Source organism: Flavobacterium sp. GNP008 (assembly GCF_056428965.1).
Genome location: NZ_JBWJVL010000003.1, coordinates 62232 through 82706, shown reverse-complemented (window position 1 = coordinate 82706; position 20475 = coordinate 62232). Strand labels below are relative to the sequence as shown.

Below are 20475 nucleotides of genomic sequence, written 5' to 3'. Positions count from 1 at the left end.
TGAGAGTATTTCTTTGTACAGGTATAAAACTACTTACATTTCATCCAATGTGCAAATAAATCCGACAAACTACATTACAATATGTTTTATGCATATAAATATCCTACAATTTAAATAATTTGCTATTAAATAATAATTTGCTAAATTTGATTTAACAACCTCAAAATCAATTTTATGGAAATCAATTTTTTAGCACTATTTGTTGCAGCCTTATCTACGCTTATTATAGGATTTGTATGGTACCATCCTAAAGTTTTTGGAACCATTTGGATGAAAGAATCAGGATTGACCGAAGAAAAGTTAAAAGGAGGTAATATGCTTTTACTAGTTGGAACCTCCTTACTTTATGCGTTTTTTATAAGTCTTATTCTTCAAATCTTAACAATACATCAATTTGGTGCATTAGGAATGGTCGGTGGAGATCCCACTATTGCAAAACCTTCTTATAATGCTTTTATGGCAGATTATGGATTAGCGTTTAGATCATTTAAGCATGGCGCTTTACACGGATTTATGACTGGATTGTTTTTAGCATTCCCAATTATAGGCACCAATGCATTGTATGAAAGGAGAAGTTTCAAATACACCCTTGTGACCGGTGGTTTTTGGATTATATGCTTTATGATTATGGGCGGAATTATTTGTGCTTGGAAATGAGTTTCAAAATAGAATAAAATAAATTTCGTCTGGATAAGCTGCCAGATGAAATTTATTTTTTATTGGATTTTGTCAATAGCCTTGGCCAAATCAATATCCTTATCGGTGACGCCATTTGCATCATGCGTGGCTAAGCGAATGTTTACTTTATTGTATACGTTAAATAATTCGGGGTGATGATTTCTTTTCTCCGCGTTTACACCTACTTGAACCATAAAAGCTAAAGCCTGTACAAAATCTAAGAACTTAAATTTTTTCTCTAATCCATTATCGATAAATTCCCACTCTTTTACCTGTTTTAATACGTCATGAATAGATTCTTCGGAATAGGTTTTCATAATTAGTTTTTTTTTATTTATATAAAGTTAGTTAATTTCCAGACTTACAATAATACTTTAACTTTATTAACTAATTTTGGAAAAATATTATCTTTCAATTTGAATCCAGTTTACTCTTTTAAAATTTATAATTCTACTACTGAACTTCCAACTACTTGGAATGATTTGGCAATTTCAACTATTTTTTTATCCAAAAAATATCTGGAAGTTTTAGAACAATCCTCTCCTGACAATATGATTTGTCATTTCATTGGAATTTTCGAAAATGAAACCTTAATCGGTATTTCTATTTCTCAATTTTTGGATTTGAATAAATTACACTCTTTTGGAGAACGTGACAAATGCATCAAAACGGCTATACGAAATATTGTTTTTAGAAACTTTGGTTCTCACGTTCTAGTTATTGGCAACAACATGTTGACCGGACAAAATGCTTATTCTTTCTTAACAAATACAGATAAAAAGAAAGCCTTACAAACGTTACATTTTGCGATTACGGAGTTAAAGAAAACATACAAATCTAAAGGCATACCAATTCACATTACCACTTATAAAGATTTCAATTCTGAAGAAATTAAAAATTTTGTCCTTCCAGAATTTACAACTGACTATCAATTTTCTACACAACCGAACATGGTTTTTTCGATTAATGAAAATTGGAAGTCCGAGCAAGACTACATTGATTCCCTTTCAAAAAAGTATAGAGATCAATATAAAAGGGCTCGAAAAAAAGCAACTCTTATTGAAAAAAGAAAATTACACCTCGAAGACATCATTGCTTTAGAAGACACCATTTATGACTTGTATTTTCATGTTGCAAAAAATGCCCCTTTTAACACTTTTTTTCTGCCGAAAAATCATTTTAGAGTTTTCAAAGAAATTTTTAAAGATAAATTTCTTTTCTATGGATACTTTATTGATGAAAAGCTAATTGGCTTCAACACTTTAATAAAAAATGGCGAAATAATGGACACGTATTTTCTGGGATATGACGAAGGTATCCAGCGTGAAAAAATGCTATACCTAAACATGTTATACGATATGATCGCTTACTCGATCAATAAAGGATTTAAAGAAATTGTTTTTGCCAGAACAGCCTTGGAAATCAAAAGTTCAGTTGGTGCTAAACCTGTAAAAATGTATGGACTCATGGCTCATAGCAATACAATAGTAAATCCTTATATGCCAAAAATATTTAAGTATTTAGAACCCGAAACAATTTGGCAAGAACGGAATCCGTTTAAATAACGGCACTATCAGGGATAGGAACTGCGACTTTCATTTGTTTGTGTAAAATCTGAATATCAAGCTCCATTTCTTTTCCACAATATTCACCATCAATTTGGAAACTAACCGGAATATTAGTCCTGACAAAGGCTTTGTCAGTAGAGATAATTTCGACATCATTGCTATCTAGTGGCATGTTTCCAGTAATAATTTTTCCTAGTACCAGTAAATCCATATTTTTTAAAATAACCAATTCAAACTTTCCATCGTCCATTACACCATTTGGATTAATGGAAACTCCCGTCCCATATTTTTGAGAATTAGCAATAACTATCATTCTTGCTTCACATTCTATCGTGGGAAAATCACCAGTAATCGTAGCAATAAATGGATCGTCCAAATCAATCAAAGTAGATAACGTTTGTAAAGCATACCCCCATTTCCCTCTAATAGTACTTTTTTCGTAGTTCTTAATCATTTCTGCGTTTACACCCAGATCACTTAAATGAATGCTTTTCTTCCCATTGATTGAAATCATATCAATTTCAGTAAACGAATTACGAAAAACAATTGGTAAATTTTCTTCAATTGTTGTGGGTAAATTCAAATCGACAGCTAAACCATTGGCTGATCCAGCAGGCAAAATCCCAAGTATAACATCATGAGATTCCATTGCCTCAGCAACCATTTTCACAGTTCCATCTCCACCCGCTACAATAATTCGTTTGGGTTTATAAGTATTATACAGTACTTTTATATTCTCAATATCAACTAACCCCGAAGTATTGTAAACCACCAAATTCAAATTTTCATTTTCAGCAAAAACAGTCACCGCGTCAATAAGCGCTGACTTATCAACATCTCCAGAGATAGGATTTACGACCATCATTATATTATTTTTCAAATTTTATTCTCTTTTATTAATCAAAAATAATTAATTTCAGCAACTATCAAAAGTACTAAAAATATGAAACCAATTTTAAAATTATACCGCGGTTATGCCAATGAACAGGAATTAATTGTGATGGGACATGTTTTTAAACCAACAACAGTTAACGAGTACAATTTTCAAAAAAAAAATCTGAAAAATGCTACTTCTGTTATTAAAATGTTTCAAATAAAAACACAGGCAAACGCAGATGTATATTTAGAACACAACAATTCCAAAATTCATACCAAAACATTAATCGATGGCTATTTTAAGTTTTGTGTTCCTTTAGACCAAAGCACTACTTATGGCTGGATTGATTATGAAGTAAGTATTGTTTACAAAAATGAGTCCATAACAACTAAAGACAGCTATATAAGACCTCACAAAGGAAATTTAGGAATCATCTCTGATATTGATGATACTTTTTTAGTTTCTCACACCTTAAATCCCTTTAAAAAATTATACGTTTTATTATTTAAAAACGTTAACAAAAGAAAAATATACGAGGATGTTGTAACTCATTATCAAGCTTTAAGTACTGCTGGAAGAGACAATAAAGAGGAATTTAATGCCTTTTTTTATGTTTCCAGTAGTGAATGGAACCTCTATCGTTTTATAACAAAATTTACTGAAATTCATCAACTTCCCAAAGCTGTTTTACTTTTGAAGGACATCAAAACGAGTCTTACCGATTTTTTTCTAACTGGAAGAGGAAACCACAATCATAAATTTGATAAAATAAAACACATCTTAGAGTTTTACCCAACCTTAGAATATGTGCTTCTTGGGGATGATTCCCAACACGATCCATATCTTTACGAAGCTATTTGTAAAATTTTTCCAGTTACGGTAAAAGCGGTCTATATAAGGCAAACTGGCGCATCCAAAAAGGAAAAAGTGACCTCTGTTTTGAAAAATCTGGAAACCCTCAAGGTTTCAATTTGTTATTTCAAAAACAGTACTGAGGCCATTGCACACTCCAAATCAATTGGAATTATTGTATAAAAAATACCCCCAAATAGCATTTCGCTTTTTGGGGGAAATTCAAAATAGAACTCTTTTTTATGCATTGTCAATTTCTTGCTGAACTGCTTCCCAATCCAGTAAAAATTTATCTAACTCTGCTTTCTTTTTGTTGTATGCTGTGAAAAATTTTGCGTCTTCAATGTGTTTATCATAATTAGAGGCGAGCATTTTATCATCTTGTTGAATGTCTCTTTCTAATTGCTTGATTTGACTTTCTACTTTACTTAATTTATTTTGCAGGGCTTTCCCTTTCTTTTGATCTTCGTATGAGGCTTTGTTGCTTTCCTTAGGAGCTACTGCTTTTTGAGCATCTTTTTTCTCAACTTCACGCATGTTTTCCAAATTGCGTTGTTCTAAGAAATAATTAATATCCCCTAAATATTCTTTTATTTTTTGATCTTTAAATTCATACACTAAATTGGACATTCCCTGCAAGAAATCTCTATCGTGGGAAACTAATAGTAACGTACCTCCAAATTTTTGCAATGCGGCTTTCAAAACATTTTTAGATTTAATGTCCAGGTGATTTGTAGGCTCATCCATTAACAAAACATTGATGGGTTGCAATAATAATTTACACAGTGCCAAACGGTTTCTTTCGCCTCCTGAAAGGACTTTTACCTTTTTCTCTACATCATCTCCTCGAAACAAGAAAGAACCCAACATATCGCGTACTTTCATCCGGTTCGTATCTGCTGCTGCATCTTCCATGGTTTGAAGCAAAGTGATTTCACCGTCCAAATATTCTGCCTGATTTTGTGCGAAATATCCTAATTGTACATTGTGGCCCAATTTAATATTGCCTTGGTATTGAAATTCATCAACTATTGCTTTGATAAAAGTTGACTTTCCTTGTCCATTTTGTCCAACAAAGGCAATTTTACTTCCTCGTTCCACTAACAGATTGATGTTTTTTAAAATCGTTTTATCACCGTAGCTTTTAGTAACATTTTCAGCTTCAATTACCACTCTACCCGGCTCTTTTGAAACTGGAAAAGTAATATTCATCACAGAATTATCGTCTTCATCCACTTCAATACGTTCAACTTTATCCAATTTTTTTATTAAAGACTGTGCCATCGAGGCTTTCGAGGCTTTCGCTCGGAATTTCTCTATTAGCCGCTCCGTTTCTTCAATTTTTTTAGCTTGGTTTTTTTGTGTTGCCAATTGCTTTTCACGAATCTCGTGACGCAATTCTAAATATTCTGAATACGGTTTATTGAAATCATACGCTTTTCCAAGTGAAATTTCTATAGTTCTGTTGGTCACATTATCCAAAAACATCTTATCATGCGATACAATTACAACAACACCAGGATAATTACGCAAGAAACTTTCTAACCAGATGATACTCTCTATATCCAAGTGATTTGTAGGCTCATCTAGTAATAAAACATCATTAGCCTGCAATAGTAATTTAGCTAATTCAATACGCATTCTCCAACCGCCAGAAAAAGTTTCGGTTTGATTATCAAAAACCTCTCTTTTGAAACCTAAACCCAGCAGGATTTTTTCCGTATCTCCTATATAATTATAACCGCCCAATAATTCAAAACGATGGGTATAGTCCGATAAATCTTCTATTATTTGAGTATATTCTTCACTTTCATAATCAGTACGAGTAACTAGCAGATGATTGATTTCTTCAAGCTTTTTCTCCACAATTTTAATCTCAGTAAAAGCTTCATACGCTTCTTCAAGAACTGTCCTTCCTTGTTCAAAATCGATGTCCTGACGCAAGAATCCCATACGAAGATCTTTCTCCTGAGAAATAACACCTGAATCAGGAGCAAAATCTTTTGCTAACATTTTAAGCATGGTAGACTTTCCCGCTCCGTTCTTACCAACAAGACCCACACGGTCTCCGGCACCCAATCGAAAGGTAACTTCTTCAAATAAATAAGTACCACCAAACGAAACGGATAAATTGTGTATATTAAGCATGTATTGTTATTTTATTCCTTTTCGAATGCGTAAATTTGTAACTCCAAAGAAAGGAAAATTAAATTTTTTGCAAATGTTAAAAAAAGGATCCAAATTATATAGCATTTTAACAGGAACTTGTCCTAAATGTCAGAATGAGAGTATGTATTTGGATAAAAATCCGTTACATTTCAATAAAATCTTGAAAATGCATGAAAATTGCAGCCATTGTGGTTTAAGATATCAAATTGAACCTTCTTTTTTTTATGGGGCAATGTATGTTAGTTATGGTTTAAATGTCGCAGTAGGAATTGCTGCTTTTATACTTTCTTTTGTAGTTTTTGGCTCTAATCTTAAAGTAGCTTTTATAGCAATAATTATCTCGCTAATTATACTGTTCCCTTTTATTTTGCGCTTTTCCAGAAACATTTATATTAATATGTTTGTTACATACGAACCAGACACAAAGCTTAAATAGTTTTATTTCTTTCCTCTTGCAATAAATCGATTTATATCTATTTCCCTGTCTAACGTAATTTGATATTCAATGTGATCAAACAATGCTTTTGCCATTGCTGGCCCCAACATTACACCTCTTGTGCCCAATCCATTCAGAATGTGAACGGAGTTGAAAGTTGGATTTGTCCCTACCAATGGTCTTCTGTCTTTAACAGTAGGTCGAACGCCGGCAAAATGATCTAAAATTTCAAAATCACAAGTAATAATTTCTTTAATTCTCTCTATTAATTCTACTTTCCCTTCCTCGGTTGGCAATTCTGTTTTATCTTTCCAGTTATAAGTAGCACCTACTTTGAATACACCATCCCCCAGAGGTAAAATAAACACACTGGTATTAACAATTACATCTAAATCTAATTGCGGCGCCTTTATAATAAAAAGTTCCCCTTTTGTTCCATCTAATGGCAAATGATTAAAATAGGGATTGGCATGCATCCCAAAGCCTTCGGCAAAAATAATATGTTTTGCTTGTATCCCTTTGTAGTGAATACTGCTCGACTCCATCTGCAAAACCTTATAATCAAAAGATTCTTCTTGAAAAAGAGTATTAGCCATAAGATATTCCCTGTATTTGTCTAACAACAAAGCCGTATCAACATAACCAGTTTGCAAAACTTGACCATATCCATAAGGCGAATCAATTCCCAAATATTTTTTAGAAATCAAATCTGTGGATAAAAAAGGAGCTAATACCACTTTATCAGAGGCAGCAAACCAGTTATTTTGTTCTTCTACGGAAAAAAATTTCCTTAAAATGGGCATTTTAAAATCAACTTTACACTTTAGTTTATCTTCCAAAGCAACATAAAATTCATTCATTATTTTCAACTGCTCTTGAGCTTTCCACACTTCACTAAAACGTTTTAGAATAACGGGATTGTACAAACCTCCAGCAATTTTAGAAGAAGTTTGAGAATTATCATCTAACACCAAGATAGATTTTTCATTTTGCAAAGCAATTTCTGCAAATGAAATACCCGCTAAACCAGAACCCACAATTAAATAATCAATCATCAAAAAAAAATTAAAACTAAATACAAAGAACGCATTTTAAAACAAAAAACTCCTACCGTTACAGTAAGAGTTAATTAATATTTAATAGAAATCGAAATTAATAATTCCACATATCTGACTCGAAACTACGAATTTTATCTTTAACCCTTTCCGATTCTAATAACTGATTTTGAGCATTATCCTTCATGTATTCGTCGATACCTCTATCTCCATATACATTTTCTTCTTTATAAATGACACTATTAAAACGTCTTGAATTTAATATCTGATCGAAGGAAACTGGCATAGCTGAATTCTTATCATTAAACGCTTTAGCACTATGTAAAACTTCTCTTGCTGAAGGAAAAAATATCCAGAATAACTCAATGTAATCTTTTTCCTCACTGTTCATGGTATAAACATCAGGAGTTACGGGACAAATTCCCAAAAGACGGTATTTTAATTCACTCTGACGCTTGTCAAAATACCAATATCCTTTTATCTTGTATTGAGAAACATCTTGAGCAGATAAATCTTGTCTTAAAATGTATTCATCAGATATTTGATTGCCTGCATTAATTTGTTCTCTTCCTGCATCAGTTGTGTCAATACGGGTTAATGAACCTTGTATATCTTGCAAAGACTTTTTAGTATTAAAATAACTATCAGTGTATACTTCAGTAATTTCACCATTTCTCATAGCTTTAGTCAATACATCGTATAAAGATCTCCTGTCAGAACCTATATTTGCAGTATCTATTGGGAAATATAAAGCAAAATTAATTTTTTCACTTAAGTCAATAATCTCCCAAGTAGTCTTTCCCATTAAAACATCTCTGTCATGTACATAACCGTAAGCTAATGGCTTATCATTATCTAAATCCAGTTGTGCAGCAGTTTTAAGTCCTATTTGATCCGGAGTTTTAGCATTAAGCAAATTCGACTGTGCTATAGATGCAAAGCTTCCGGTAATAGAAATAATAGCGATCAAAAAGTTTCTTATATTCATCATGTTATCCTAATAAGATATATTGAAATAGGCTTTTAAAACCTACTTATTATTGTATTTCAAAAATTACCGGAGCTGTTCTTGGTAATAAATAACTACCTGCACCTTCAAGTTTTGTTTTAATTTCGGAGATTGTAACCTGATCGCCTCTTCCTGCTTTTGAAAGTACCGCTTTACACTGTGCGTTTAACCTATTTCCGGAAACAACCACTGTAGGCTGACCAGTAACTTTTAAATTAAACCCAACAACATTTAAACCTACTTCAAAATCAAAATCGACTAATTTAGCTCCGATAGTAGCTATTTCTAGATTGGATTTAGGACCTTTTACCACTCCCATTTCCCCTCTAATAGTTCCAGTAGGGCCCGGAATCCCTTTGATTCTAAAAGTTCTTCTATCAGTAACTGACTTTCCATCAGCCATTTTACCCACTACATTTATTACCACTTCATTTCCTCCTTGCGGGCTCATAACATACTTTCCTTGGCCGCCTGATTTGGATAAACCTGGAGCAGAAGCACTAACATTAGCATCAGGAACACCTGCAAAAGATACTGTCATAGGATTGACAACACCTCTATAAACAACGTTCATTTTATCAGCCGAAATCGTAGCTGAAACTGGACGAGAAATAACTACATACTTCCCTTGAAATTTAAGAGGAATGTTTTTTCCATCTTCCAAGAAAGTGAATTGACCATTAATTGTCTGTTCTCCAACACTCCCGGCAGTCATAGATATTACAGCTTGACCATTTACAATTTTCCCAGGACCTGAGAAAGATGTCGGCTTAGTATTCTCATCATATCTACCCAAAACTACTTTACCAGTTATAGCTTCGCCTTGAAAATAAGCACTTTTATCAAGAACCACAATGGCCTGATAATTACTATATGAAGCAGCTGCAACTGCAGCTTTACCTAACAATGTATTATACACATCTGTTTCTGCTTTTTTAACATCATTCTGCCAAGCAGATAATTTTGCTAAAGAGGCTACAGCTGGAAATCCTTTAAAATGATAATCTAAATAATCAATAGCTACACCATCCTTATTTTTAACATCCGCCAAACTAAACTTTGAGTCTACTTCAGATAAAATTGGTGAAAGCTTTTTGTTATTGCCTAAAGCTAATTTCATGTCTAATTTATACTTTTCGATTGTTGCAATAACTTCTTTCCCTTTAGCTGAGTACCCTGCAGGACTAAACCACAACTGATCAATATTATCTCCTTTATCCATTGCCTCGTAAGGTAATTTTCCCGTTTCAGGGTCAACCTCTGTCCCTACTAAAACTTCTGATTTTATTTTTCCAATATAATCGTAAAAATTTTTAGTTATCGTTTCTACCTTGTGAGCAGTTGCTGATGCCGCGGTAAATTCTCCACCGGCTTCAGCGGCTTTAGCATCTAAACCAGCTAACATTTGTGCGTTTGACTGTTCAGCGGAAGAGTTTGAACCTTCAAATTTTTCATTCATTAATCCAAAAGCTGACAAAACTTCTTTGGACATATTTAATGCTAACATTGCGATAAAAACCAAGTACATCAGGTTAATCATCTTCTGTCTAGGGGTTAGTTTTCCTCCTGCCATATTTTCTAATAATTAGTTTATTATTTTTTTATAGTTCGAAACTAATTATCCTTTATTATTCATTGCAGAAAGCATTCCACCATACACGTTGTTTAAAGACGAAAGATTAGAAGTCAATGATTGCATTTGATCTTTTAATTTTAAGTTGTTTTCAGCAACTTCTTCATTTATCTGAGCATTTCTTGAAGCACTTTGCAATTGTATTTTATATAAACTATTCAAAGACTCCATTTGAGCTGCAGCCAAGGTCAATTCTTCACTATACTTTTTAGTAGAATTTATAGAGTCAACTGTAGGTGCAATTCCCTTAGCAGCTGATTCAAAATTTTTGATACTGTTTCCTAAACTGGCCATTAATTCACCATCAATTTTAGCATCTTTTAACATTACATCTAATTTTTGAGACAACAATCCCTGTGCGTCTGACGGTGTTTCCACTTTTTTAGTTACGGTTTTAGCTTGACCGTTAGCCAATTCCGGATATACTAGAGTCCAATCCAGGTCATTATCAACTGGTTCGAAGGCCGAAAGAGCAAAAATAGCCGCTTCTACAACAAGACCTATTGTAAGCATTAAATTTCCTGTAAGGAAACCAAATTCTATATGGGTAATTTTGAATAATGCACCAATGATTACAACCGCAGCTCCCATACCGTATGCGAAATTCATTGCTTTTTTGCTTAATAATGCCATAATAGTTTGTTTTTTAATTAAAGTTAGATTTGGAGTTTTTTTTATTTCTTTTTTCCTATTCCGGTAGTCTGAACTCCCATATAATCTTGGACTGTTCTAAAACCTATGTAACTTCTGGCAGAATCTGCATATTCATAATCTCTGGTACTTACTTGTAGGAAATAAGCAACATCTTTCCATGAACCGCCCCGAAGTACTTTTCTTTTATTTGAAGCATCTAAGACATTAGGGTTCATTGACGAAACATACTCATAGGCATTAGGATCATATGATGAATCAGTCCATTCAGAAACGTTACCTGCCATATTATACAAATTGTAGCCATTTGGCTCGTATGATTTTGCCTCAACAGTATAAAGAGCTTCATCCGCAGCATAATCTCCCCTGTTAGGTTTAAAATTCGCAAGAAAACATCCTCTATCATTTTTAGTATACGGTCCACCCCATGGATATGTTGCGGACTCTAAACCACCTCTGGCAGAATATTCCCATTCAGCTTCTGTTGGCAATCGGAAAGAATTGATTAAATCCCGACTTTTCTTTTTTGATTTTATACTTGCGTTTTTGTATAAAGTTCTCCAGGCACAAAATGCTTTGGCTTGGGTCCATTTTACCCCTACCACTGGATAATCTTCATAGGCTTTGTGCCAAAAATAATCATTGTGCATGGGTTCATTATAGGAATAGGCAAAGTCCTTGATCCAAACCGTAGTGTCAGGATATACATTAACTTGTTCTGTTTTTATAAAATCTTTTCTTCTTCCTACTTTCGCTTTGGCTGCTGCCTGAATATCCATCCAAGAATAACGAAACTTCAATTTATTGACATCTATAGTTCTTAAACCGTTATAGGATTCTTCAATTGGTAAATACATAGAATCCATAACCTCAGCATAATATTCATCCGGATATAGCTTAGTATCTTCGATTAATTTGACTTTTTTATTGACTTTTCTACCTGCATAAGGATCGTCAGCAGTTCCAACACTATAATAATTATCATACATGTACTTATCATACGCAGTCATCTTTTCAGGATCAGAATCATTAAAAGCAAAATCACCAATACTTCCGGCATTTTTACCTTTACCATTTGTAGTTCCGGCTGTTATTCCACTTTCATCTGCAAGAATTGCCAATCGTACTCTCATTGTAGAATCTTTCACCCATTCCACAAACTGACGGTATTCACTATTGGTAATTTCCGTTTCATCCATATAGAAAGAACGAACAGTAACTGTTTTTGTAGGAGCATCTTCAACGTTCGCTAAGTCAGCATCTGATTTACCCATAATAAAAGCCCCGCCCGGAACTAAAGTCATTCCAAAAGGTTTCTCTGGATGCCATTTTTTTCCCTCAACTCCAACTAATTCTCCTTTATCGCTTGATTTACCACAGCCAATTAAAAGGGTCAAAATTGCCGTAAATGCAATGAACTTCTTCATATAAATTTGGTTATCTATTCATTATTTTTAAGTGTGTAAACCTATTTATTATTTTTTAGAAAAACAATTTTTTTACAGTAAACAAAATGTTTTTTATAAAAAAATAATAAATAAGTAAAAAATGATTCTATACGATGTTTTTTCTTTGTGCTTTCCACCATCTTTCTGGCAATTCTTGATTGCAGGCCAATAAATACTCCTCATAAGAACATGGTAATAACGTATTTCTTTTTAATTTATTATTAACATTTGAAATAAATGGAATTTCAATCCACCACCGATCCGTTTTGTCACTTTTATAAAAAACGAGTTCCTGTTCTTCCATTGGAACAATGTATTTTAGATAATTTTCTTTGCTGCCAAAAGGATACTCATTGGAACGGTAATGAAACCCTTCAATAAAATACCAAATTATTTGCGCAATGATTACGGATTCCTGTTTAGAATTATTATGGTTGAAAATCCCAAACGAAGTTACTTTATCACTTATCCCCGCATATCGTGATAAAGAACAAATTTCTTTTCCATTAAAACCATTGGGCTGAAAGGAAATAAAATTTCCCGAATCAGACGATTTAACTGAATTTAAGTCAATACTAACTACATCTGCATCTCTAAAAACTGGCTCAGAAATAGATATAGCATTCGAAATTTCTCCTAACCTATAGGCGTCAAAAAATAATTTCTCGATTAAGTCTATTTCTTCCTGCGAATTAAAATAAGTCTGATACCCTACATTACAATAATTAAAAAGATTATTAGGCTCTTCTATTATTATTTTAGTAAGATATGAAGTAGCCGAAATTTCTTCATTTTCTTTTCCAAAATCAAATTTATTATCAATAGAAACTAAGTTGACCATTTGTTCCAAATCATCATAAGCTCTATAAAGTGCATACGTTAAATCCTGAGAGCCCCCAATAACAATAGGAACAACCTTTTTTTTAACAAGACTTGCAACAACCTTTTTTAAAGCAAAATAGGTGTCCTCAACTGAATTTCCTGCGTAAATATCGCCTAAATCTGCAATTACTGCGTCCCAATTTCCGGGAAACATGCCGTACAACTCTTTTCGTAATGGTATTAAATCGACATTTGAAATTGCAGCTGAATCACCTCGATTCTCTAAAACTCCAATTACTGCAATTTTGATTTTATTTAGATCTGGAAATTGTTCCTTGGTATGCAGAACAATTTTGCTGCCCAATTGCTGAGAAGTCAAACCATTAATGTAATCCAGGATTTCATTACCTAGAGGTTTTAGAAAATCAAATTCCATTTTATTTCTTTTTTTCCTCTCCTCAACCCTGTCCAAAGAAAGGGAGATGAAACTGGATTAATTATTATTTCTTTTTAACTACTGATTTCTTAGCAACAGCTTTCTTAGCCGGAGCTTTCTTGGCAGCTACTTTCTTAGCGGGTGTTTTCTTGGCAATCATTTCCTGAACCTCTGCTAATGTCAATTTTGTGGCATCAACTTCTTTACTCAATTCAATTTTAATCTTTCCTTTGGTAATAACCGAACGTCCCCAACGGGCTTTTTCGACTAAAATCCCTTCGTCTTCCCAATTATGCAAAACCTTATCAATATTTTTTTGCAATTTATCTTCAATCAACGCTTCAATATCCGTTTGTGACAAATTATCAAAGTCGTATTTCTTACTTACGTTTATAAACAAACCATCCCATTTGATAAAAGGACCAAAACGACCCGTTCCTTTTTGCACACCTTCTCCTTTATACACTGCTATCGGAGCATCGGCTATTGCCTTCTCATCAATTAATTCCTGTGCTCTTTCAAAATCTACATCTAATGGATTTTCCCCTTTGGGCAAAGAAACAAAAGCAGCACCATGACGAATGTAAGGACCGTAACGACCATTGCTAACCTCAACTTCTTCTCCTTTATATTCCCCAAGATTTTTGGGCAACAAAAATAAATTTAACGTTTCCTCTAAAGTGATGTTTCCAATATTTTGATCTGACATCAAACTGGCAAATTTTTTCTCTTCATCATCTGCAGCTCCAATTTGTGCCATTGGTCCAAATTTCCCCAAACGCACCGAAACTGGCTTTCCTGTTTTTGGGTCTGTTCCTAAAATTCTTTCCCCGCTTTCTCTTTCTGCATTTGCTTCTACATCTTTCACTATAGGATGAAATTTATCGTAGAATTCTTGCATCATTGTGGTCCAGTTTACATTACCCTCGGCAATTTCATCAAAATCCTGCTCCACTTTTGCAGTAAAATTATAATCGAGAATATTTCCGAAATTCTTTACTAAGAAATCTGTTACAATAGCACCTATATCTGTAGGAACTAATTTTCCTTTATCGGAACCTGTATTTTCTTTCAGTAACTTCTCCCCTACTTTCCCTGACACTAAAGTCAATTGTGTGTAATTTCGTTCTTGACCGTCAAGATTCCCTTTCTCCACATAGTTTCTATTGATAATCGTAGAAATTGTCGGGGCATACGTTGAAGGACGTCCTATTCCTAACTCTTCTAGTTTTTTTACCAAAGAAGCTTCAGTATACCTTGCAGCAGCTCGGGAATACCGCTCCGTTGCTGTTATAAAATTATTTTGTAATTTCTCATTTACTTTCATAGCTGGCAACATTCCTTCTTGCTCCTCCTCATCATCATCATGCCCTTCCAAGTATACTTTAAGAAAACCCTCAAAAAGCAAAACTTCACCTGATGCAGTGAATATTTCGCCGTGATTGTTTGCTTCAATTTTCACGTTTGTGCGTTCTAATTTAGCATCACTCATTTGTGAGGCCAAGGTTCTTTTCCATATTAGATCATACAAACGCGCCTGATCTCTGTCTATATCTACTGTATGACGGGACATATCTGTCGGACGAATCGCTTCATGCGCTTCTTGCGCCCCTTTGCTTTTATTAACAAAAGTTCGAGGTTTAGAAAATTCCTTTCCGTACGATTTTATAATCTCGGCTTCGGCCGCTTCCATAGCGTCTTTGGATAAATTCACACTATCCGTTCTCATATACGTAATAAGTCCAGCTTCGTACAAACGTTGCGCTAGTTGCATCGTAATTCCAACAGGCAAATATAATTTTCTCGCCGCTTCTTGTTGTAAAGTTGAAGTTGTAAACGGGCCCGTTGGTGATTTTTTGGTCGGCTTCGTTTCTAAATCTGATACCTTATAGGTAGAGCCGATATTTTTATTTAAAAAATCTTCGGCTTCTTTTTTAGTATTGAAATTTTTAGGTAGTTTGGCTTTGAATGTTTTTCCTACTTCGTTAGTAAACTCTGCTACAATAGAATACGTTGCAACGGCTTTGAAATTCTGAATTTCACGTTCTCGTTCTACAATCAAACGAACCGAAACGGATTGCACACGTCCTGCTGAAAGTCCACCTTTAATTTTTCTCCAAAGAACTGGAGACAATTCATAACCAACCAACCGATCCAAAACACGACGCGCTTGTTGTGCATTGACTAAATTATAGTCTATTTCCCTTGGATTGTCAATTGCTTTTAGAATTGCTGTTTTTGTAATTTCATGAAAAACAATTCGCTTTGTCTTGGTTTTATCTAATTTTAATTCTTCGGCTAAGTGCCAAGAAATAGCTTCACCCTCTCGATCCTCATCACTTGCTAACCAAACCATTTCGGCATTCTTGGCTAAAGTTTTTAACTTACTAACCAATGCTTTTTTATCAGCTGAAACTTCATATTTAGGTTTGAAACCATTTTCTACATCTACACCAATTTCTTTTGAAGGTAAGTCAGCAATATGTCCGTAACTGGACTCGACCTGAAAATCACTTCCTAGAAATTTTTCGATTGTTTTTGCCTTTGCAGGTGATTCCACTATAACTAAATTCTTTGCCATATCCCGATTGTTTATGTCGGCAAAAGTATATGATTTTTTTAAATTTTAAGTTTTTTAAATTTTAAAAGTAAATTTTCTCGTTGAATTGCAGGTTTTGAATAATTTAAATTCAATAATTTTAAAAAGAATAAAACACTACCGTTTTATTAAGAATATGGACTTTTCGTTTTCTATTCTTTAAAGTCCAACTGCAATTAAAACTTAAAAAAAATTTTAAGTTTTTTTATACAACAACGACATTCAACCCCATTTCTTCCAGTTTCGTTTTAGTTTCGATATCAATACCAGAGTCAGTAATCAAAACATTAATTTTTTCTAGATTGCAAATTTTACCAAAACCTCTAACATTCATTTTAGTTGAATCTGCCAAGACGATTACTTTTTCAGCCACATCAATCATCGCCTGATTCAAATGAGCTTCCATAGCATTTGAAGTACTCAACCCAAATTCTAGATCAAGTCCGTCTGTTCCTAGAAATAATTTATTACAGGAAAACTGACTCAAAATTCCTTCTGCAATTGCGCCAACTACTGAAGTAGATGCTTTTCTAATATCGCCACCCAGTTGAATGGTGTCAATTTCTGCATGTTTGCAAAGCTCTAATGAAACTTTAAGCGAAGGAGTCAACACCGTCAATTTCTGAAAGCCAGTCATAACCTTAGACAAATTATGTATCGTAGTCCCAGAACCCATAATGATATAATCATTGTCGTTAATATAACTCAAAGCCGCTTTTGCTATAAGCTTCTTTTGTTCTACCTGAAGCAATTCCTTATCACTTACATCTCTTTCGAACGCATAAATAGGCTGTTTACTTGCGCCTCCATGGGTACGATGCAATAGATTTTTGTTTTCTAAAAAACTCAAATCCTTTCGAATAGTTACAGATGAAACCTTGTGCGTTTCGCACAGTTCCACTACATTGACATACCCCTTTTTATTTAATTCCTCTATTATTAGTTCCTGTCTGATATTAATTATAGCCATCTTACTGTTTAAATATTCAAAATAAAGATAGATAATCTTTTAGAAATAAAAAATAAAACTAGTTATTTCGAATAGTTTCATTTTGTTTCGATTTATTTCGTTATGTTTGTAAAACGAAATACTATATTGCGATATAAAAACAACAAAATGAAAAGATCAGAACAATTAGCCCAACTTACGCAAACCAAAAATTGGGATGTAATCATCATTGGTGGTGGTGCTAACGGATTAGGAATAGCGCTAGACGCAGCAAGCAGAGGTTTCAAAACCATATTATTAGAATCTATTGATTTTGCAAAAGGAACCTCTAGCCGAAGCACCAAATTAGTCCATGGCGGGGTACGGTATTTAGAACAAGGAGATATTGCTTTGGTACGTGAAGCACTAAAAGAAAGAGGATTAATGGCCCAAAATGCTGCTCACTTGGTGAAAAACCAATCCTTCGTAATTCCAAATTACAATTGGTGGGGCGGCTATTTCTATACCGTAGGACTAACCATATACGATATGTTAGCCGGACGATTAAGTTTAGGTGCTTCTAAATATGTTTCCAGAAAAAAAACAATCGAATTACTTCCAACCATTACCCAAAAAGGATTGGTTAGCGGAGTTGTGTATCAAGATGGACAGTTTGACGATTCGCGTTTGGCGATCAATATTGCTCAAACAGCCGTTGAAAAAGGAGCAACACTTTTGAACTATTCGAAAGTGACAAATTTATTAAAAGACGATAAAAATCAAGTTACGGGAGTAGAATTTGAAGACAAAGAAACGGGTAGTAAATATGAATTGAATGGAACCGCAGTTATTAATGCTACCGGGGTTTTTACCAATTCGATCATGAAGATGAATGATTTAGAATACAAGAAATATATTGTTCCAAGCCAAGGAATTCACTTGGTTTTTGACAAATCTTTCTTGCCAAGTCAACACGCCTTAATGATTCCAAAAACAAGTGATGGACGTGTACTGTTTGCAGTGCCGTGGCATGATAAAATTGTGGTAGGAACTACCGACACTTTGGTTAAAAAATCAAGTGTAGAACCAATTGCCTTGGAACAAGAGATTGATTTTGTTTTAGAAACTGCCCAACGATTTCTAGAAAAAAAACCAACAAGAAAGGATGTTTTATCTGTATTTGCAGGATTGAGACCTTTGGCAGCCCCAGAAAAAAAAGGACAAAGTACCAAAGAAGTTTCCAGAAGCCATAAAATAATTGTTTCGGATACTGGATTAATCACCATTACTGGAGGAAAATGGACTACATATCGAAAAATTGCTGAGGATGTTATTGGCAAAGCAATCAAAGTCCATAATTTACCCAAGAGAAGCTGTGAGACAGAAGATATTGCCATTCACGGAAATAAAGCTACCTCAATAAAAGACCGAGAAAATCATTTATACATTTATGGAACCGACATTCCAAAAATACTAAAATTACAGGAAGACGAACCTTCGTTAAAAGAAAAATTACATCCCGATTATGAGTACACAATGGCCGAAGTAGCTTGGGCTATTCGTTTCGAAATGGCCAGAACCATTGAAGATGTGTTGGCCAGACGCGTACGCCTTTTATTTCTAGATGCCCGCGCAGCGATTGGTTGTTCTGAAAAAGTTGCCCAATTATTAGCAAAAGAACTAGGATATGATACCACTTGGGCTGATGTCCAAACGGCTGAATTTAGAACTCTCGCCAACGGTTTCCTTTTGACAGAATTTCAAATAAAATAAGCTACAATTCTATTAATATAAAAACACCAAAAAATGAAAAACAAACTAATTCTTGCCCTTGACCAAGGAACGACCTCATCCAGAGCAATTGTCTTCAACCACGATGGAGAAATTGTCAACGTTTCTCAAAAATCTTTCGAACAAATTTTCCCAAAGCCAGGATGGGTAGAACACGATCCAAACGAAATTTGGTCCTCTCAAATGAGTGTTACTGCTGAAGTTATTGCAAAAGTAGGAATATCAGGAAAAGAAATAGCCGCCATTGGCATCACCAATCAAAGAGAAACAACAATTGTTTGGGACAGGGAAACCAGTAAACCAATTTATAATGCTATTGTTTGGCAAGATAGAAGAACTGCAAAATATTGCGACGCATTGAAAGCTCAAGGTCACGGAGATCTGATTAAAGAAAAAACAGGACTGGTTTTAGACGCCTATTTTTCGGCCACAAAATTAAAGTGGATTTTGGACAATGTAAAAGGAGCTCGTGAAAAAGCGGAACAAGGAAAATTATGTTTTGGAACCGTCGACACTTGGCTTATTTGGAAACTGACCCGAGGCAAAATGTTCATGACGGATGTTTCTAATGCTAGTCGCACCATGATGTTAAACATACATACTTTAGAATGGGATCAGGAATTATTAAATTTATTCGATATCCCACAATCGATATTGCCAGAAATAAAACAAAGTAGTGAAGTTTATGGAGTAACCTCAACCACTCTATTCTCAACAAAAATTCCTATTGCTGGGGTTGCAGGAGATCAACAAGCAGCGCTTTTTGGACAGCTATGCATCAATCCTGGAATGGTAAAAAACACGTATGGAACTGGTTGTTTTATGCTTATGAATACAGGCAATAAACCCGTTTATTCTAAAAATAACTTATTAACCACTGTGGCCTGGAAAATTAATGGAAAAACAACATATGCCTTAGAAGGCAGTGTTTTTGTTGGTGGTGCGGCTGTACAATGGCTGAGAGATGGTGCTAAAATGATTGATGCTGCGCATGAAATTGAAGAATTAGCCGCTAGCGTTCCAGATAACGGAGGCGTCTATTTTGTTCCGGCACTGACAGGCTTAGGAGCTCCTTACTGGGACCAATACGCTCGAGGTGCGATATTTGGGATCACTCGAGGTACTACAAACGCACACATTGCGAGAGCAACTCTTGAAGGAATAGCTTATCAAGTCTATGATTTAGTAAAGGCGATGGAAGCTGATTTCGAAAAAAAGGGAACAGAATTAAGAGTAGATGGCGGAGCTGTTGCTAATAATTTATTGATGCAATTCCAATCGGATCTTTTTAATTTTAAAGTAATTCGACCCAAAACATTGGAAACAACGGCTTTAGGCGCCGCTTATTTAGCCGGTTTAGCTATTGGATATTGGGACAGCGTAGATGAATTACAAAAACAATGGACGATAGACCATGAATTCTCCCCAGAAATGTCCAGAGACACTGTCACTGAATTAGTAAAAAACTGGGATAAAGCGATAGGCAGAGCTGGAAACTGGATAGAAGATTAATCACTAAAAAC

17 protein-coding genes are annotated in these 20475 nt (G+C 34.4%); 6 read left to right on the top strand and 11 right to left on the bottom strand.

Features of this window, described 5'->3' with window-relative positions:
• Positions 1 to 174 precede the first annotated feature (174 nt).
• On the top strand, positions 175 to 657 hold the full coding sequence (locus AC0608_RS09790; RefSeq protein ID WP_478288942.1) for a DUF1761 domain-containing protein: 483 nt from the start codon (positions 175 to 177) through the stop codon (positions 655 to 657).
• Positions 658 to 716: 59 nt separating this feature from the next.
• Here the strand turns inward: AC0608_RS09790 and AC0608_RS09785 are convergent, their stop codons facing one another.
• Positions 717 to 995, bottom strand: coding sequence for a 4a-hydroxytetrahydrobiopterin dehydratase (locus AC0608_RS09785; protein WP_478288941.1), 279 nt, complete (start codon positions 993 to 995; stop codon positions 717 to 719).
• Positions 996 to 1094: 99 nt separating this feature from the next.
• Here AC0608_RS09785 and AC0608_RS09780 point away from each other — a divergent pair, with 99 nt between their 5' ends.
• A complete protein-coding gene (locus tag AC0608_RS09780) occupies positions 1095 to 2243 on the top strand; it encodes an 8-amino-7-oxononanoate synthase (RefSeq protein WP_478288940.1) in 1149 nt (382 codons plus the stop codon).
• Here the strand turns inward: AC0608_RS09780 and AC0608_RS09775 are convergent.
• The gene (locus AC0608_RS09775) at positions 2236 to 3126 is read right to left on the bottom strand and encodes a diacylglycerol/lipid kinase family protein (protein WP_417989493.1); all 891 of its coding nucleotides are present in this window, start codon (positions 3124 to 3126) and stop codon (positions 2236 to 2238) included. The genes AC0608_RS09780 and AC0608_RS09775 overlap by 8 nt on opposite strands.
• A 63-nt stretch (positions 3127 to 3189) precedes the next feature.
• Here AC0608_RS09775 and AC0608_RS09770 point away from each other — a divergent pair, with 63 nt between their 5' ends.
• Positions 3190 to 4158 (top strand): App1 family protein phosphatidate phosphatase, encoded by a 969-nt coding sequence (locus AC0608_RS09770; protein ID WP_478288939.1) that lies wholly within the window; start codon positions 3190 to 3192, stop codon positions 4156 to 4158.
• 57 nt (positions 4159 to 4215) lie between these two features.
• On the opposite strand, the gene AC0608_RS09765 is transcribed toward AC0608_RS09770, so the two are convergent.
• On the bottom strand, positions 4216 to 6123 hold the full coding sequence (locus AC0608_RS09765) for an ABC transporter ATP-binding protein (RefSeq protein WP_417958505.1): 1908 nt from the start codon (positions 6121 to 6123) through the stop codon (positions 4216 to 4218).
• A 73-nt stretch (positions 6124 to 6196) separates the two neighbouring features.
• On the opposite strand from AC0608_RS09765, the gene AC0608_RS09760 reads away from it, so the two are divergent.
• The gene (locus tag AC0608_RS09760; protein ID WP_478288938.1) at positions 6197 to 6580 is read left to right on the top strand and encodes a DUF983 domain-containing protein; all 384 of its coding nucleotides are present in this window, start codon (positions 6197 to 6199) and stop codon (positions 6578 to 6580) included.
• A 2-nt stretch (positions 6581 to 6582) separates the two neighbouring features.
• Here AC0608_RS09760 and AC0608_RS09755 read toward each other — a convergent pair whose 3' ends face one another.
• From AC0608_RS09755 to AC0608_RS09720, 8 genes are all read right to left on the bottom strand, one after another.
• The gene (locus tag AC0608_RS09755) at positions 6583 to 7635 is read right to left on the bottom strand and encodes an NAD(P)/FAD-dependent oxidoreductase (protein ID WP_478288937.1); all 1053 of its coding nucleotides are present in this window, start codon (positions 7633 to 7635) and stop codon (positions 6583 to 6585) included.
• A 97-nt stretch (positions 7636 to 7732) separates the two neighbouring features.
• Positions 7733 to 8623, bottom strand: coding sequence for a type IX secretion system ring subunit PorN/GldN (gene porN / locus AC0608_RS09750; RefSeq protein WP_417959386.1), 891 nt, complete (start codon positions 8621 to 8623; stop codon positions 7733 to 7735).
• Positions 8624 to 8672: 49 nt separating this feature from the next.
• Complete coding sequence (porM, locus tag AC0608_RS09745) at positions 8673 to 10217, bottom strand: type IX secretion system motor protein PorM/GldM (RefSeq protein WP_478288936.1); 1545 nt, start codon at positions 10215 to 10217, stop codon at positions 8673 to 8675.
• Between the two features lie 45 nt (positions 10218 to 10262).
• Complete coding sequence (gene porL / locus AC0608_RS09740) at positions 10263 to 10910, bottom strand: type IX secretion system motor protein PorL/GldL (protein ID WP_417958509.1); 648 nt, start codon at positions 10908 to 10910, stop codon at positions 10263 to 10265.
• Positions 10911 to 10951: 41 nt separating this feature from the next.
• A complete protein-coding gene (gene porK / locus AC0608_RS09735; RefSeq protein WP_478288935.1) occupies positions 10952 to 12355 on the bottom strand; it encodes a T9SS ring complex lipoprotein PorK/GldK in 1404 nt (467 codons plus the stop codon).
• 127 nt (positions 12356 to 12482) lie between these two features.
• Positions 12483 to 13634 carry a formimidoylglutamase gene (locus AC0608_RS09730; protein ID WP_478288934.1) on the bottom strand — a complete coding sequence of 384 codons (1152 nt, stop codon included), beginning with the start codon at positions 13632 to 13634 and terminating at the stop codon, positions 12483 to 12485.
• Positions 13635 to 13698: 64 nt separating this feature from the next.
• Positions 13699 to 16215, bottom strand: a complete 2517-nt coding sequence (topA, locus tag AC0608_RS09725; RefSeq protein WP_478288933.1) for a type I DNA topoisomerase — start codon at positions 16213 to 16215, stop codon at positions 13699 to 13701.
• Between the two features lie 223 nt (positions 16216 to 16438).
• Positions 16439 to 17203, bottom strand: coding sequence for a DeoR/GlpR family DNA-binding transcription regulator (locus AC0608_RS09720; protein ID WP_478288932.1), 765 nt, complete (start codon positions 17201 to 17203; stop codon positions 16439 to 16441).
• A gap of 147 nt (positions 17204 to 17350) precedes the next feature.
• On the opposite strand from AC0608_RS09720, the gene AC0608_RS09715 reads away from it, so the two are divergent.
• Together AC0608_RS09715 and glpK are read left to right on the top strand one after the other, a co-directional pair.
• The gene (locus AC0608_RS09715) at positions 17351 to 18934 is read left to right on the top strand and encodes a glycerol-3-phosphate dehydrogenase/oxidase (protein WP_478288931.1); all 1584 of its coding nucleotides are present in this window, start codon (positions 17351 to 17353) and stop codon (positions 18932 to 18934) included.
• Positions 18935 to 18967: 33 nt separating this feature from the next.
• A complete protein-coding gene (gene glpK / locus AC0608_RS09710) occupies positions 18968 to 20464 on the top strand; it encodes a glycerol kinase GlpK (protein WP_478288930.1) in 1497 nt (498 codons plus the stop codon).
• Positions 20465 to 20475 lie beyond the last annotated feature (11 nt).